Origin of the sequence: Mycolicibacterium holsaticum DSM 44478 = JCM 12374, assembly GCF_019645835.1 — a bacterium.
Lineage (GTDB): Bacteria > Actinomycetota > Actinomycetes > Mycobacteriales > Mycobacteriaceae > Mycobacterium > Mycobacterium holsaticum.
The window spans coordinates 1062519-1077416 of the sequence record NZ_CP080998.1 but is presented as its reverse complement, the minus strand read 5'-3'; the positions used below and the strand labels follow the sequence as shown (position 1 = coordinate 1077416).

The following is a 14898-nucleotide window of genomic DNA, read 5'->3' as shown; positions in this document are numbered from 1 at the left end:
GCTGCGGTGTCTAGAGGGCAGAACCCCTTTGGAGAGGAGCAACCATGACCGCGAAGCGCACACATGTGGTCGTCATCGGCGGCGGATACGCCGGGGCACTGGCCGCCAACCATCTGCGGTTACGCGACGACGTGGACATCACGCTGGTCAACCCGCGCCCGCAGTTCGTCGAGCGGATCCGGCTGCACCAGCTGGTCGCGGGCAGCGGCGAGGCCACCGTGGACTACGACACCCTGCTGGGTGACGGCGTACGGCTCGTCGTCGACACCGCCACCCGCATCGACACCGCATCGCGCACCGTGGCGCTGGCCTCGGGCGACACCGTGGGATACGACTACGTGATCTACGCGGTCGGCAGCACCGGCGCGGTGCCCGACTCGGTGCCCGGCGCCGCCGAATTCGCCTACCCGATCGCAGAGTTCGAGCTGGCGCAGCGGCTGCGTGCGGCGCTGAACGAGCTGCACATCAGCGCGCCTGTCACCGTGGTCGGTGCCGGGCTCACCGGCACCGAGACGGCCGCGGAGCTGGCCGAGCAGGGCCGCAACGTCACGCTGGTCTGCGGCGGCCGGCTGCTGCCGAGCCTTTCGGAGCGGGGCCGACGCTCGGCGGCCAAGTGGCTGCGCAAGCGCGGGGTCAAAGTCCTCGAATCCGACGTGGTGACCGAGGTTCGGCCGGACGCGGTGGTGTTCGCCGACGGCGCGGTGCGCCCGAGCGCGGTGACCGTGTGGACGGCCGGCTTCGGTGTGCCCGCGTTGGCCGCGGCCTCCGGTCTACGCACCGACGCGCTGGGCCGGTTGCTCACCGACGAGACGCTGACCAGCGTGGACGATCCGCGGATCATCGCCGCGGGCGACTGCGCCTCCCCGTCGGCGACGCCGCTGCGGATGAGCTGCCAATCCGCCACGCAGCTAGGACCGCAGGCGGCCAACACCGTGTTGAGCCGGATCGCGGGCACCGAACCCGCGCTGATGCGGTACGGCTTCGTGGGATCCAACGTCAGCCTCGGCCGTCGCGCGGCCGTCATCCAGTTCGCCCGTCAGGACGACACCGCGGTGCGTTACTACGTCGCGGGTCGGCTCGGGGCAGCGATCAAGGAGTTCGTCTGCAAGGGCACGGTGTGGGGCCTTCGTCTCGAGGCGCGCAGGCCCGGGTCCAGCTTCTGGTTCAAGGGCGGCCCACGCCCCGAACAGCCGGCGCACACCGGGGTAGCGTCGGTGCGATGAACACCGGGCCCGGTGACGAACACGTCGAGCGGTTCACGCTGCTGCGTCCGCTGCTGTTCACGATCGCCTACGAGATCCTGGGCAGCGCAACCGAATCCGACGACGTGTTGCAGGAAAGCTACCTGCGGTGGGCCGAGGTGGACCTGGCGACGGTGAGCGATTCCAAGGCCTACCTGGCCCGGATCGTCACCCGCCAGGCCCTCAACGCTCTGCGCGCACAGACGCGCAGGCGGGAGGACTACGTCGGCCCGTGGCTGCCCGAACCGCTGCTGGTGGATACCGGCGACGCCTCCTCGGATGTGATTCTCGCGGAATCGGTTTCGATGGCGATGCTCGTCGTGCTGGAAACGCTGAGCCCCGACGAACGTGCCGTGTTCGTGCTGCGCGAGGTGTTCGGCTTCAGCCACGACGAGATCGCCGCGACGATCGGCAAGTCCGAGGTCGCAGTGCGGCAGATGGCACACCGGGCGCGCGAGCATGTGCAGTCCCGACGCAAACGGTTCGAGCCGGTCGATCCCAAGGTGTCCGCGGAGATCACCTCCAGGTTCTTCGCGGCGGCCTCGAGCGGCGACGTGGACGCGCTGTTGGAGATGCTCACCGACGACGTCACGTGGACCGCCGACAGCGACGGCAAGGTCAGCGCGGCCCGCAAGCCGATCGTCGGCGCCGAGAAGGTCGCCAAGGTGCTCGTCGGATTGATTCGCGTCGCCGGGGAACGCGGCCGCGTCGAACCGGTGATGTACAACAACGCGCCCGCGCTCAAGCTCTACCTCGGCGACAGCTTCCAAGGCGTCATCACCGTGGAGATCGTCGACGGGCGGATCTCGCACTTCTACGCGATGCGCAACCCGGAGAAGCTGGTAGGCATCGACATCCCGCGCGCGGTCAGCCGGTAGCTCTCTGACACGCTTGACCGGTGCGGATCGAGCGTCTCGGCGAGCTGGGCAGCGCCCCCGCGGTGCTGCGCGCCGTCGCGCTGGCCGCGGCCCGTCGCGGCGCGCCGCCACCGGCCGCGCTGATCGGCGACTGGTTTACCTCCCGCGCGGTCATCGCACCGTCGGTGGCCGTCACGCCCGTCGACCCCGCAGCGGTATTCGACGTCGCCCCAGGGGTATCCGCCGACGCGGTCGGGGGCGGCTGGTTCGGCTACCTGTCGTATCCCGACGGCGCCGCCGACGGGGCCGGGCCGCGCATCCCCGAGGCGGCAGGCGGCTGGTCGGACTGTGTGCTGCGGCAGGATGCCGGCGGCCGGTGGTGGTACGAATCCCTTTCTGGCACAGCGCTTTCCCCGTGGGTCAGCGATGCGCTCGGCGCGCCAGCTGTACATCGGCCGAACACGATCGCATGGGACCAGCCCGACCGCGACGCGCATCGACGCGGGGTGTCGGCGTGCCTGGAGGCGATCGCGGCCGGCGAGGTCTACCAGGCGTGTGTGTGCACGCAGATCCGTGGTCGGCTCACCGGTTCGCCGACGGACTTCTTCGTCGACGCCGTCGAGCGCACCTCCCCGGCCAGGGCGGCCTACGTCGCGGGCGACTGGGGCGCGGTGGCGTCGCTGTCCCCGGAGTTGTTCCTGCGCAGGCGTGGTGAGGCGATCGCGTCGAGCCCGATCAAGGGCACGCTGCCCCGGTATGCCGATCCGTCCGCGCTGCGGGCATCGGTCAAGGACGTGGCGGAGAACATCATGATCGTCGACCTGGTGCGCAACGATCTCGGCCGGATCGCGATCACCGGTTCGGTGACCGTGCCCGAGCTGCTCGCGGTCCGGCCGGCCCCGGGCGTGTGGCATCTGGTGTCGACGGTGACCGCGCGGGTCGGCCTTGACGTGCCGATGGCCGCGGTGCTCGATGCGACGTTCCCGCCCGCGTCGGTGACCGGGACACCCAAGACGCGGGCGCGTCAGCTGCTGCGCGGCTGGGAACCGTCCCGGCGCGGGGTGTACTGCGGGACAGTAGGTTTGGCGTCACCGGTTGCGGGCACCGAGTTGAACGTGGCGATTCGGACAGTCGAGTTCGACGCGGCGGGCAACGCGGTGTTGGGCGTCGGCGGCGGCATCACCGCCGACTCGGATCCTGACCGCGAGTGGGAGGAATGCCTGCACAAGGCCGCCCCGGTCATCGGCTCAGGTGCGCGACCGCAGCACCGCATCGTAGAGCTCGCGCCGTGACGGCGACCCCGGGTTCGCGGCGACCACCTCGGCGCAGGCGTCCTTGACGCGGACGCCGGCGTCGACCAGCTTGGCCACCTCGGCCACCAGCGTGTCGACGTCGGCCTTGGGCACCGCGCCGGCCAGCACGACGGTGATCTCGCCGAGCACACCGTCGGCGGCCCAGTCGGACAGTTCGGCCAGCGTGCCGCGCACCACCTCCTCGTGGGTCTTGGTCAGCTCGCGACACACCACCGCGCGACGGTCCCCGCCGAGCACGTCGACGGCATCGGCGAGCGTCTCTTGGAGCCTGCGCGGCGACTCGAAGAACACGCAGGTGCGCCGTTCGGCGGCCAACGTGTTCAGCCAGGTGCGGCGGGCGGACTGCTTACGCGGTGCGAAACCCTCGAAGCAGAACCTGTCGGCCGACAGCCCGGACACCGCCAGCGCCGTCGTCACCGCGGACGGGCCGGGCAGACAACTGATCGGCAGACCGGCGTCGATGCAGGCCGTCACCAGCCGGTACCCCGGATCGCTGATGAGCGGCATCCCGGCGTCGCTGACCACCAGCACCGTCGCGCCGCCCCGGATGTCATCGACCAGGCGCGGCACCCGCGTCGCCTCGTTCTGGTCGTAGAGGCTGATGACCTTGCCGACCGGTCTGACGTCCAGCGCGGCGGCCAGCGTCCGGATGCGCCGGGTGTCCTCGGCGGCGATGACGTCGGCGCTGCGCAGCGCCCTGACCAGGCGCGCCGAGGCGTCCGCGGGCTGACCCAACGGCGTGGCACCGATTAGCAGCCGACCGACACTCATGCCGGACAGCCTACGATCGCATGCGTGACCGCCACCGCCACCGATGCGCCGCGCGCGGTCCCGGTCATCAGCCCGGCGCCGCAGGTACCCGTCGCCGACTTCGGGCCCGTCGACCGGTTACAGGGCTGGATGATGACCGTCGTCATCGGGGCGCTCGCGGCGGTGACGCGCTTTTTGAACCTGGGCTCGCCGACCGATGCCGGCACCCCGATCTTCGACGAGAAGCATTACGCACCGCAGGCCTGGCAGATGCTGCACAACCACGGTGTCGAAGACAACCCGGGCTACGGCCTGGTGGTGCACCCGCCCGTCGGTAAGCAGCTGATCGCGATCGGTGAGGCGCTGTTCGGCTACAACGGGCTGGGCTGGCGGTTCTCCGGCGCGGTGTGCGGGGTGATCATGGTGGTGCTGGTGGCGCGGACCGCGCGGCGCATCAGCCGCTCGACGCTGGTGGGCGCGATCGCCGGGCTGCTGGTGATCGCCGACGGGGTCAGCTTCGTCACCGCGCGCACCGCGTTGCTCGACGGGTTCCTCACGGTGTTCGTCGTCGCGGCGTTCGGCGCGCTGATGGTCGACCGTGACCAGGTGCGCGAGCGCATGCACGTCGCGCTGTTCGAAGGCCGGATCAGCGAGACGCCGTGGGGGCCGCGGCTGGGCGTGCGTTGGTGGCGGTTCGGTGCCGGCGTGCTGCTCGGATTGGCCTGCGCCACCAAGTGGTCGGGGCTGTACTTCGTCGCGTTCTTCGGCGTGATGACACTGGCTTTCGACATCGCCGCGCGCCGCCAGTACCGGGTGCCGCGGCCGTGGCTGGGCGCGTTGCGGCGCGACCTGGCTCCGTCGCTGTACGCGATCGTGGTGATTCCGTTCCTGGTATACCTGGCGTCCTACACGCCATGGTTCGCATCCGAAACCGCGGTGGACCGATACGAGGTGGGCAACTCGATCGGTGAGCACAGCGTGTTGCCGATCCCCGACGCGCTGCGGTCGCTGTGGCATTACACCTACGGCGTGTACAAGTTTCACGCCGGCCTGACCAACGCGGACGGCAACCACCACCCGTGGGAGTCCAAGCCGTGGACGTGGCCGATGTCGCTGCGCCCGGTGCTGTATGCGATCGACAACCAGGACGTGCCGGGCTGTGGCGCGCAGTCCTGCGTGAAGGCGGTGATGCTGGTCGGTACGCCTGCGATGTGGTTCATCGCGGTGCCGGTCCTGGGGTGGGGGTTGTGGCGGGCATTCATCAAACGCGACTGGCGCTATGCGGCGGTGCTGGTCGGTTACGGCGCAGGGTTTCTGCCGTGGTTCTTCGACATCGACCGGCAGATGTACTTCTTCTACGCGTCGACCATGGCGCCGTTCCTGGCGATGGCGATCGCATTGATCCTCGGCGACATCTTGTACAAGCCGAACCAGAACTCGGAGCGCCGAACGCTCGGGCTGATCGCGGTGAGTTGCTATGTCGCGCTTGTCCTGACGAACTTCGCGTGGCTGTATCCGATTCTGACGGGCATCCCGATCTCCCAGGAAACCTGGAACATGCAGATCTGGCTGCCGTCCTGGCGCTAGCTCTTCTGGGCGCCGAAATAGCATTCCAGGCGGTTGCGCTGGGTTATCCACAGCCCCAATTGCTATCTCGGCGAATCGCTCGTCATGTGCAGCACGATCACTGCATGGGGAGGATCTTCTTGGGAACCGAAGCGATAGAGCGCGGCGAATTGACCCGGGGGCAATTGCGGTCGAGGTACCGGAGCATCTACCGCGACGTGTATATCCCTCGAGACGCAGAACAATCACTGCATACGAGCACCGTCGGCGCTTGGCTGTGGTCCGGGCGACGAGGCGTAATCACCGGGCGCGCCGCCTCTGCGCTGCACGGTGACCGATGGGTCGACAATGGCACACCGGTCGAACTGCTGTGCGCCAACAACCGGCCACCCACTGGCATCATCACGCGCCGCGATCGCATCGGCGACGATGAGATCGTCCGGGTCGACGGTATACCGGTCGCCGCGGCGCAGCGCACGGCGTTCGATCTGGGCCGGTACCTGCCGCGCGGCGTCGCAGTCGCACACCTTGACGCGTTGGCTCGTGCCACCGGTTTAACCGCACACGACGTTCTCCCACTGGCGGAACGCTACAAGGGCGCCCGCGGCGTGCGCCGATTCCGGGAAGCCATCGACCTGATGGACCCCGGCGGTCACTCCCCCAAAGAGACGTGGTTGCGGCTCTTGCTGGTCGACTCAGGATTTCCACGCCCGCAGACGCAGGTTCCCGTGTACGACACGGAGTACGGCTGGGCGTACATCGACATGGGCTGGGAGGATCTGCTCATCGGTCTCGAATACGACGGGGACCAACATCGCACGGATCCGCGTCGGTATGCCATGGACATCGCCAAACACCGGATGCTGAGTCGCCGCAACTGGATCATCCTGCGCGTGATCAAGGAACACCGCCCGCATCAGATCATCAACTGGGTCCGCGAAGCGTGGTCCCGACGCGAACGTGAAGCCATGGCTGCAAATCGCGCCGCATAGCAACCTGGAATGCTATTTCGGCGGTTCCAAGGGGCGTTCCAACGGAAGGACTACAGCGGGTCGCGGGCCGCCGGGCACGACATGCACCTCGGCCCGCCGCGGCCGGTACCCAGTTCGGACGCCTCGATCGGCAGCACCTCGATACCCGCATCGGCCAGCCGCGCATTGGTTTCGGTGTTGCGCTCGTAGGCCACCACGACACCCGGCGCCAGCGCCAACGTGTTGTTGCCGTCGTCCCACTGCTCACGCTCGGCGGTCACCGGGTCCAGACCCGTCGCGATCACCCGCAGCCGATCGATGCCCATCGCCTCGGCCGCAGCGTCCACGAACGGCACCGCATCGTCGATGCGCACCCCACCGCTACCGTTGCGATGAATCGTGAACGCCGACAACGAGTCCACCACGCCGGGATACATCACCACCGCGTCGAGGTCGACCATCGTGCACACCGTGTCCAAGTGCATCTGCGCCCGCTGCTGGGTGATCGGCACCGCCAGCACGGTGTGCGCCAGGTCGTCGTCGAACAGGCTGCGGGCCAACGCTTCTGCGCCCGCGGGGGTGGTGCGCTCCCCCACCCCGACGGCCACCACCCCCGGCGCGAGCAGCAGCACGTCACCACCCTCGACCGGCGCCGAGCGGGACTCATATGCCCGTCGCACCCCCAGGAACCGCGGGTGGTGCGCATAGATGACGTCGGTCAGCGACGTCTCGCGCACCCGTGCGGGCAACGCCAGCGAGGTGATCGCCACCCGCGGCCCGATCCAGAACGACGAGTCCCTGGTGAACATCAGGTTCGGCAACGGGTCGATGACGAAGTCCGCGCTGTGATGCATCCTGCGCACCAGCGACAACTCGCTGTCGGTGAACGGCAACTCCTGAAACGTCATCCCGGCCGTCAGCACCCGCGCCAGCGAGGCCGGCTCGAGATCGCGCAGGTACTCCGAGAGTTCCTGTGCCAGCTGGATTCCCAACCGTCGCGGATCCACCGCGGCGGCGATGCCGTGCATCCTGGCGGCGCCGCTGTGCGACAGCGCCTCGGTCAGCAGATCGGCGAGCAACAACACCTCGACCCCGCGCGAAGCCAACAGCGCGGCGAACGCGTCGTGCTCCCGCTGCGCCTTGGCCACCCACGGCACCCCGTCGAACAACAGCGCGTCGTTGTTGCGCGGGGTCAGCCGCTGCAGTTCGGCGCCGGGCCGGTGCAGGATCACGACCCGCAGCGCGCCGACCTCGGAGTCGCAGCCCAGCGCACCGCCCGTCACATCTAGCACCGTAGCGCGATCAGCCACCTCAACTATTGTTCAGGTCATGGAGCGCAACACCGAGTTGACTCCCGGCGAGATGGCCGTTCGCAGTGGTGTGGCCGTATCAGCGCTGCATTTCTACGAACGCGAGGGGCTGATCACCAGCCGCCGCACCGGGGGCAACCAACGCCGCTACGCCCGCGAAACCCTGCGGCGCGTGGCCTTCATCAGGATGTCGCAGCGGTTGGGCATACCGCTGGCGCGCATCCGTGAAGCGCTGGCCAGCCTGCCCACCGATCGCGTGCCGACGAGCAAGGACTGGGCCAGGCTCTCGGCGGGCTGGCGTCAAGACCTCGACGACCGCATCCTGCATCTGCAGCGGTTGCGCGACAACCTGAGCGGCTGCATCGGCTGTGGCTGCCTCAGCCTGAAGACGTGCGCGCTGTCCAACCCCGAGGACATCCTCGCCGCCGAGGGCCCCGGCGCGGTCCGGCTCTGATGCTTCGAACGCTTGTGCGATAGGATCGCGGTCATGGAGCTGGCTCTGCAGAGCTCGCTGTTCGAGCACGCCGAACGACGCCATCTGAGCGGCGGCGCCTGGATCGATTTCCGGTCCGGCTGGCTGGACGACGCCGACGCGCTCTTCGCCGAACTGCAGCACGCCGTGCCCTGGCGGGCCGAACGCAGGCCGATGTATGACCGCGTGGTCGACGTGCCACGTCTGGTCAGCTTCGTGGATTTCGCGGACCTCGCCGACGAGCCGGCGCCGCACCCGCGGCTCAAGCACATCCGGCGTCGGCTCAACGACGCCTACGCCGGCGAACTCGGCGAACCCTTCACCACCGCGGGCCTGTGCCTGTACCGCGACGGCAACGACAGCGTGGCCTGGCACGGCGACAACATCGGCCGCAGCAGGACCGAGGACACCATGGTGGCCATCGTCAGCCTCGGCGCCACAAGGACTTTCGCGCTACGCCCCCGAGGCGGCGGTAAGTCGCTGCGCATTCAGCACGCACACGGCGACCTGTTGGTGATGGGCGGCTCGTGCCAACGCACCTGGGAGCACGCGATACCGAAAACCACCAGGCCCACCGGCCCGCGTATCAGCATCCAGTTCCGCCCGCACGACGTCCGCTAACCCCGGACCGCGGCGACCGCGGCGGTGAGCAGATCGCGGGCGCGCTGCGTGTCGACCGGCGCGACGGGCTTGTCGGGCACGACCAGCGGGTTGGCGGTGACGATCACCAGGAAGCTGCCGAAGCTCGCGACGTAGTTGTAGAGCTCACCGGTGCGCGTACCGCCCCCGACCGTCGTCTGCAACACCCGATGGGTTCCGACGGTCTTCGCCCCCTCGATGTGGGGTGCCTCGGTCGTTTCGACCAGTCCCCGTACCCCGGGCCCGACGAACCCGACCTTGGCACAGTTTTCGCCCGGACCATTCACCGCGGCGGCTTCCGACGTCTCGATCGCGATGGCGATGAACCGGTTCCCCTCGCCCTCGGCGGTGGTGGCCGCCATGTTGCCCTTGGCCCCGGCGGGCACCATCTGCTGGTTGGCGAACGAGGCGCAGTCGGCGGGGTCGAACTTCATCCCGGGCGGCAGCGCCTGCTTGCCCAGCATCCGCGGGTCGATACCGCTCGGCCCGACGTCGGTCACCGTGAACTCCGGGCCGAAACTCGACCGCACATCCTTGACCCGCGCGATGTCGGCGTTGGACAGGTCGGGTTCACCGGTCCCACACGCGCTGAGCACACCCACACATGCGATCGCGACCGCCGCCCTCTTCGACATCGCCGCACAGGCTACCTGCCGACCTGAGCTCAGCCCCGCAACGCCGACACCGTTTCCGTCAGCAACTCGGCGGCGAACTCATGTCCGAGTTGCGGATTCGGCGAGCCCGGGTCGGTGACGACGGCGACGAACGCGACATGGGAACCCAGGTACGCGGTGACGGTCCAGGCGTCCGAACGGGTTTGGGTGCCGCCCTCGACGACGGTGATCGAGTCGGTGGCCGTTGCGAGCGTCACCGCGTCGCCGACGGTCGGCGCCGGGGTGAACGTGACGCTGCCGCGACCCTGTCCGCCTGACACCGTCCATCGCGCACACTCGTGGCGCACCGCCGGATCCAGGTGCACCGGTTGCGCCGAGCCGAGCACGACGGCGTAGACGATGCCGCCCGGTCCGGAGGCCGACCACCCCGTCGTCATCGTGGCGTCGGGAACGGGATCGGCCACCACCGCGCACTGCGGTGGGTCCGCGGTCCACCCTGCGCCGTAGCCCCACAGCTCGGCCGGCGAGGCTCGAGCGGGCACGGCGGCGAACTCGTAACCGGCAGGCACCTCGGCACGCACCCGGTCGATGCGGGCGGGGTTGACGTGACCCGCCGTCGTCGACGACGTGGGTGGCGGCGCGGGCGGACCGCCGCACGCCGCCGCGGCCAGCGCCACCACAGCGACTACCGCACGCAACACTTCTGGGTCCCCCAGCGATCAACAAGTAACAAGGCTTCATTCTGAAGGACGGAGACCGTCATGCGCGCGTCATGGAACGTGGCAGCAGCGGTGGCGGCCGCGGGTATCGTGCTGGCCCCGGCGACCGGCGCTTTCGCACAACCTGCGCCATCCGGTAACGCTCAACAGACGATCGGGCAATTGGAGGCCTCCGGTTACGACGTCGTCATCGACCGCGTCGGCAGCGGGCCGATCAGCCGGTGCGTGGTGACCAGCGTGCGCAATCCGCAAGAAGTGACCCAGACCGTCGCCGTCGGCAAGGGCAAGGACCGCGAGCTGATCACGGTTGTGGTCAGCAGGTCGATCACGGTGTCGTTGAACTGCGCAGCCTAGGCGGCGGCCTGGTCGTCGTTGTCGGGGGTCGACGCCGCATCGCCGGTGCTCGTCGCCGGCGCGGGGGCCGGCTGGGAAGTGTCCTCGGACTCTTCTGCCTCGGTGACGTCGTCGACGGTCTCTTCTTGCGTTTCGGGGGCCTCTTCGTCGATGTCCTCGACGTCCTCGACGTCCTCTTGCGCTACTACTTCTACTACTTCTTCTGCTTCTTCTGCTTCTTCTGCTTCTTCGTCGGCGCCCTGTTCCTCTTCGGTACCGCCGGTGTCGCTGTCCTGCTCGGACGCCACGATCGCGTCGACGACCTCGTCATCGGGTGCCGCATCACCGCTTTCCGACGACGACACGTCCAGCTCGTCCTCGTCCTCGGTGTCGGGCGCCGACGGCGGCTCGGGCAGCTCCGGGCCGCCCACGCCGAACGGACTCGTCACCGGCTTGGTCCCCAGCGGGCGGAACGTCGGATCGCCGCTGACCTCGGCCAGCGCGTCGTCGATGCCGACGGGGATCGCGACGATGATGTTGACGATGGTCTGCACCGGGTCCAGGAACGGAAACCAGCTCACCTTCGTCGGGACACCGGGGTTGATGTCTCGCGCATAACCGCCTTCGATGGCGGCTCGCAGCGGTGCGTCGAGGAAGGTCAGTATCGGCGAGGGGACGAACGGCTCGAACGGCATCAGGATCGGCAGCCGCTTGGTGGCGTAGAGGTAGTAGTCGGTGTCACCGTACGACCCCTGGTAGAGGGCGTCGTCGAAGCTCCCTTTCTGCAGCGGCCCGTGCAGGTAGATCGAACCGGCCAGGGCGTTGAGCCACGCCAGCACATTGGTGACGCTGGCCGGGGCGTCCCCACCGCGGAAGTCGTACTGCACGGCCGCGTCGATGGTGGGCATGCACACCCCCGTTTCGCAGCTGTTGGTCGGCGTGGGGCCGGAGAACGTCACGCCGAGGATCGGAACGGTCCAGCCGCGAAGGCCGCGCGCCAGGATGCCGCCGTTGGGCCGCATCGGGTTGCCGAGCAGAAAGAACGAGGCGTCAGGCGGGGTCTGGCCGGGGTTTTCGATCAGGTCGCGCTTGACCAGCGAGGCGATGACCGCGCTCTGCGAGTAGCCGAATACCACGAACTCGTCCCCCACTGCGGGCGCCGTATCGGGTGCCGCGGGGTCGATGAGGTCGTTGTCGTTGTAGAGACATCCGGTGCCGCGCATGCAGCTGTTCAAGTTGGCCCGGCCGATCGCCACGGAGCGGTCGAACGTCATCGACCCCGCCAACGGAAAGAAGTCCTCCGGGGTGATCACGGCGTACCGGTCGTCGCCGGCGCCGACGCCCGCCAGCGGTTCGCCTCCGGTGCCCGTCGGCCTGGCGGCAGCCGGGTTGATAAAGCCGTCGATCGCGTTGTCCATATACGGGTTGACGAACGAAACGGGGTCGTCGCCCGGGGTGCCCAGCGAGTGCCCGGTGCCGCCCATGATCAGTGCGGTCGCGGCGAGCTGCACGCCCGTGGCCGCCGTCCATGCCACCGCAAGGACCACCGTGCCGAACAATGCCAGCCCCGCAGCAACGAACGAACGACGAACTCTGCGCAACAAGCAAAACCCCTCAGCAACGGCGACAGGCACTGACCCAGATGCATATTGCACCAGATTCGAGCCGTCGACAACGCAATACCGGACATCCGGGAGCAAATGACTTAGGTTGCCGTACCCGGCAGCTGGGCGGATAACCGCGCGTGGTGCGGCGGGTTTCGACTGCGCACAGCCGGTGCCGACCGTAGGCTACGGCCGTACGCCAACGATGGGAGACCCAATTGAGCAGTTCCGTCAGGGGCGGCGTCGTCGCCATAGCCGTCGTCGCACTAGGCCTCGGCTTGGCCGGCTGCAGTTCGGACACCGAGAAGGAGTCGACGGACACCACCGCCGAAACGACGACGACCACCACCAGCGAAGCCGCGCCCACGACGTCGGCCCAGGCCGCGGGTCCCCACTACACGATCGTGGACTACGTCCGGGACAACAACCTCACCGAGGAACCGGTGAAGCGCGACACCCCCGGAGCGCCGGTCGTCACCATGCCGATGCCGCCCGGCTGGGCCGATGCCGGCCCTAAGACACCGCAATGGGCGTACAACGCAATACTTTTCACCGCCCCGGAATTCGCAGCCGATCCGCCGACGGTTGTCGCACTGATGTCCAAGCTGACCGGTAACGCCGACCCTGCCAAGATCCTGGAGTTCGCCGCCGGTGAGATCCAGAACCTGCCCAACTATGAGGGCGGGGACAAAGGCCAGCCGAGCAAGCTCGCCGGATTCGACGCGGTTCAGCTCGGCGGGTTGTACGTCAAGGACGGCGTCCGGCGTGCGATCGCCCAGAAGACCGTGGTGATTCCCGTCGACAACGCGCTGTATGTGTTGCAGCTGAACGCCGACGGCCGTGAGGACCAGATGGGTGTGCTGATGGATGCCACCGTCGCGATCGACGAGCAGACCACGATCACGACCTGACCAAGGACCCCCTCAGCCGACCGCCCGGACGACCTGGCGGGTGACATCGCGCACCTGCTTGGTCAGTTCGGGGGTGAACGGCGGGTTGCGCGGCGCGGGAACGTCGATCTCGGTGGTGACGACGCCGAGGTCCTCGCGGTGCCAGTGCGCGCCCGCGTGGTCCAGAATCGCACGCATCGCCAGGTTGTCACTCAACACCCGCGCGGTGAACCGTTGCACGCCATGATATTCCGCGGCGACCGACACGGCGCCCATGAGCAGGGTGCCGATCCCCTTGTTCTGGTACGCGTCGGCGACGATGAAGGCGACCTCGGCGATGGTGGGGTCGTTCGCGTCAAGGACGAACCGTCCGTCGGCGACCACGGGACCCTCGGACCCCTCGGTCATCACCCAGACGAAATGGTGCACGTAGTCGACCTCGAACAGGTACCGCATCAGCGATTTGCTTGGCGCGCTGACCGATTGGAACCGTCGGTACAGCGTCTCGCTGGAGAACTCGACGGGCCCGCGCGACGCGCGTTCGTTGTCGCCGGGCAGCACCGGCCGCAGGTCCATCTCCGTACCGTCGCGCAACTGGACGGGTATCGGCGTGATGAACGCGGCCAGGCGCTGACGCGCGGTGCGCAGCAGTTTGTCGAGCATGCTCGGGATCTCGAGCAGCGTCGCGAACGCGTCGCGGTTGCCGACCCAACCCTTCACCGCCCGGGTGGCGATCACCGTCGCGGTGCGTGGCGCGTCGCGCAGCAGGGCGATCTCGCCGACGATCATTCCGGGCGTCAACCGCGCCACGGTGTCGTGCCCGTCGGCTCCGGTGTGGGTCACCTCCGCCTCACCGGAGCCGATGAGCAGAAAGGACACCGCGAGCTCGTCCTGCTGCATGAGCACCTGCCCGGGCGCCGCGCTCAGCGGCCGCAGTTGCGCCGCGAGCGGTACCAGGGTCTCGGTTGGGCAGCCGGCGAAGATCTCCAACGCGGCGAGTTCGTCGGCGCGGACGACAGTCAGGCCGGCCACCTCACGAGGCTACGGGGCGGCGGTTCGGCCGAGCAAGGAACGGGACGAACCGCTCCGCCCGACCCGCTACACCTGAAGGCGCCGCTGTCGGCGCCGGTGCGACTCGGCGACTCGCCCGAGCGCGTGTTGCGCATTTCGCGGCGCCGACGGCCGGTGCCGTCGACGCGCACAGCGAGCCGGCGGCCGCCGAAATTGACGGCTGGGGCAAATATTGGCTGGGCGGCTGGCAAGCTACCCCCGCCGGCGTCGGGACGGCGGCCAGAATTCGGACCAAAATCACACTCGCGGCACGATCCACTGCGCTGCAATGGCACTTTTCGGCATGGTGGCTAGCGCCAATGTGTTTGCTGCGCTGCGCGATTGGTCGCATTTGCGCTTGAGATGAGGCGCTCAGCAAATATCTTTCCGGAGCCGCGGTGTTAGCCGTTCGGGTCGCGGTTCACCCGCTCGGAGCCCCAGATAGGGTGGCAACTTTGGACGTAAGCACGCACACTAACCGGATGTTGCATAATCTTTAAGCAATTGTCCGCGCGGTCAAATAGCAAATGCCCTGCTCGCGGCATGGCAGGCCGAACCGGAAGGTCGAC

General features: G+C 68.4%; 15 protein-coding genes. 9 read left to right on the top strand and 6 right to left on the bottom strand.

Going from position 1 to position 14898, the window contains the following annotated elements; genetic code table 11:
* Positions 1-44 precede the first annotated feature (44 nt).
* From K3U96_RS05285 to K3U96_RS05275, 3 genes are read left to right on the top strand one after another with little or no spacing between them, the layout of a single operon-like run.
* A complete protein-coding gene (locus K3U96_RS05285; protein WP_220692301.1) occupies positions 45-1223 on the top strand; it encodes an NAD(P)/FAD-dependent oxidoreductase in 1179 nt (392 codons plus the stop codon).
* Complete coding sequence (locus K3U96_RS05280) at positions 1220-2119, top strand: RNA polymerase sigma-70 factor (protein WP_220692300.1); 900 nt, start codon at positions 1220-1222, stop codon at positions 2117-2119. The genes K3U96_RS05285 and K3U96_RS05280 overlap by 4 nt, the downstream gene beginning before the upstream one ends.
* 20 nt (positions 2120-2139) lie before the next feature.
* Positions 2140-3390 carry an aminodeoxychorismate synthase component I gene (locus K3U96_RS05275; protein ID WP_220692299.1) on the top strand — a complete coding sequence of 417 codons (1251 nt, stop codon included), beginning with the start codon at positions 2140-2142 and terminating at the stop codon, positions 3388-3390.
* Here the strand turns inward: K3U96_RS05275 and rsmI are convergent.
* A complete protein-coding gene (rsmI, locus tag K3U96_RS05270) occupies positions 3346-4182 on the bottom strand; it encodes a 16S rRNA (cytidine(1402)-2'-O)-methyltransferase (protein WP_220692298.1) in 837 nt (278 codons plus the stop codon). The genes K3U96_RS05275 and rsmI overlap by 45 nt on opposite strands.
* Before the next feature lie 24 nt (positions 4183-4206).
* On the opposite strand from rsmI, the gene K3U96_RS05265 reads away from it, so the two are divergent.
* Positions 4207-5748, top strand: coding sequence for a dolichyl-phosphate-mannose--protein mannosyltransferase (locus K3U96_RS05265; protein ID WP_220692297.1), 1542 nt, complete (start codon positions 4207-4209; stop codon positions 5746-5748).
* 104 nt (positions 5749-5852) lie between these two features.
* Positions 5853-6719, top strand: coding sequence for a putative endonuclease domain-containing protein (locus tag K3U96_RS05260; RefSeq protein ID WP_220692296.1), 867 nt, complete (start codon positions 5853-5855; stop codon positions 6717-6719).
* Between the two features lie 50 nt (positions 6720-6769).
* On the opposite strand, the gene arcA is transcribed toward K3U96_RS05260, so the two are convergent.
* Positions 6770-7981 (bottom strand): arginine deiminase, encoded by a 1212-nt coding sequence (gene arcA / locus K3U96_RS05255; protein WP_069405480.1) that lies wholly within the window; start codon positions 7979-7981, stop codon positions 6770-6772.
* Between the two features lie 46 nt (positions 7982-8027).
* Between arcA and soxR the strand changes: the two genes are divergently transcribed.
* Together soxR and K3U96_RS05245 are read left to right on the top strand one after the other, a co-directional pair.
* Positions 8028-8462, top strand: coding sequence for a redox-sensitive transcriptional activator SoxR (gene soxR, locus K3U96_RS05250; protein ID WP_069405479.1), 435 nt, complete (start codon positions 8028-8030; stop codon positions 8460-8462).
* Between the two features lie 33 nt (positions 8463-8495).
* Complete coding sequence (locus K3U96_RS05245) at positions 8496-9101, top strand: alpha-ketoglutarate-dependent dioxygenase AlkB family protein (protein ID WP_220692295.1); 606 nt, start codon at positions 8496-8498, stop codon at positions 9099-9101.
* Here K3U96_RS05245 and K3U96_RS05240 read toward each other — a convergent pair.
* Both K3U96_RS05240 and K3U96_RS05235 read right to left on the bottom strand, forming a co-directional pair.
* The gene (locus K3U96_RS05240) at positions 9098-9754 is read right to left on the bottom strand and encodes a DUF5642 family protein (protein ID WP_069405477.1); all 657 of its coding nucleotides are present in this window, start codon (positions 9752-9754) and stop codon (positions 9098-9100) included. The two genes, K3U96_RS05245 and K3U96_RS05240, sit on opposite strands and share 4 nt — an antisense overlap.
* Before the next feature lie 29 nt (positions 9755-9783).
* Entirely contained in the window at positions 9784-10434 is a 651-nt protein-coding gene (locus K3U96_RS05235) for a DUF5642 family protein (RefSeq protein WP_308206787.1), read from the bottom strand.
* A 60-nt stretch (positions 10435-10494) separates the two neighbouring features.
* Between K3U96_RS05235 and K3U96_RS05230 the strand changes: the two genes are divergently transcribed.
* Entirely contained in the window at positions 10495-10806 is a 312-nt protein-coding gene (locus K3U96_RS05230) for a hypothetical protein (protein WP_069405476.1), read from the top strand.
* Here K3U96_RS05230 and K3U96_RS05225 read toward each other — a convergent pair.
* Positions 10803-12389 carry a PE-PPE domain-containing protein gene (locus K3U96_RS05225; RefSeq protein WP_230982372.1) on the bottom strand — a complete coding sequence of 529 codons (1587 nt, stop codon included), beginning with the start codon at positions 12387-12389 and terminating at the stop codon, positions 10803-10805. The genes K3U96_RS05230 and K3U96_RS05225 overlap by 4 nt on opposite strands.
* A gap of 218 nt (positions 12390-12607) precedes the next feature.
* On the opposite strand from K3U96_RS05225, the gene lpqN reads away from it, so the two are divergent.
* Positions 12608-13300, top strand: coding sequence for an envelope biogenesis lipoprotein LpqN (gene lpqN / locus K3U96_RS05220; RefSeq protein WP_069405474.1), 693 nt, complete (start codon positions 12608-12610; stop codon positions 13298-13300).
* A 12-nt stretch (positions 13301-13312) separates the two neighbouring features.
* On the opposite strand, the gene pat is transcribed toward lpqN, so the two are convergent.
* Positions 13313-14311, bottom strand: coding sequence for an acetyltransferase Pat (pat, locus tag K3U96_RS05215; protein WP_220692294.1), 999 nt, complete (start codon positions 14309-14311; stop codon positions 13313-13315).
* Positions 14312-14898 lie beyond the last annotated feature (587 nt).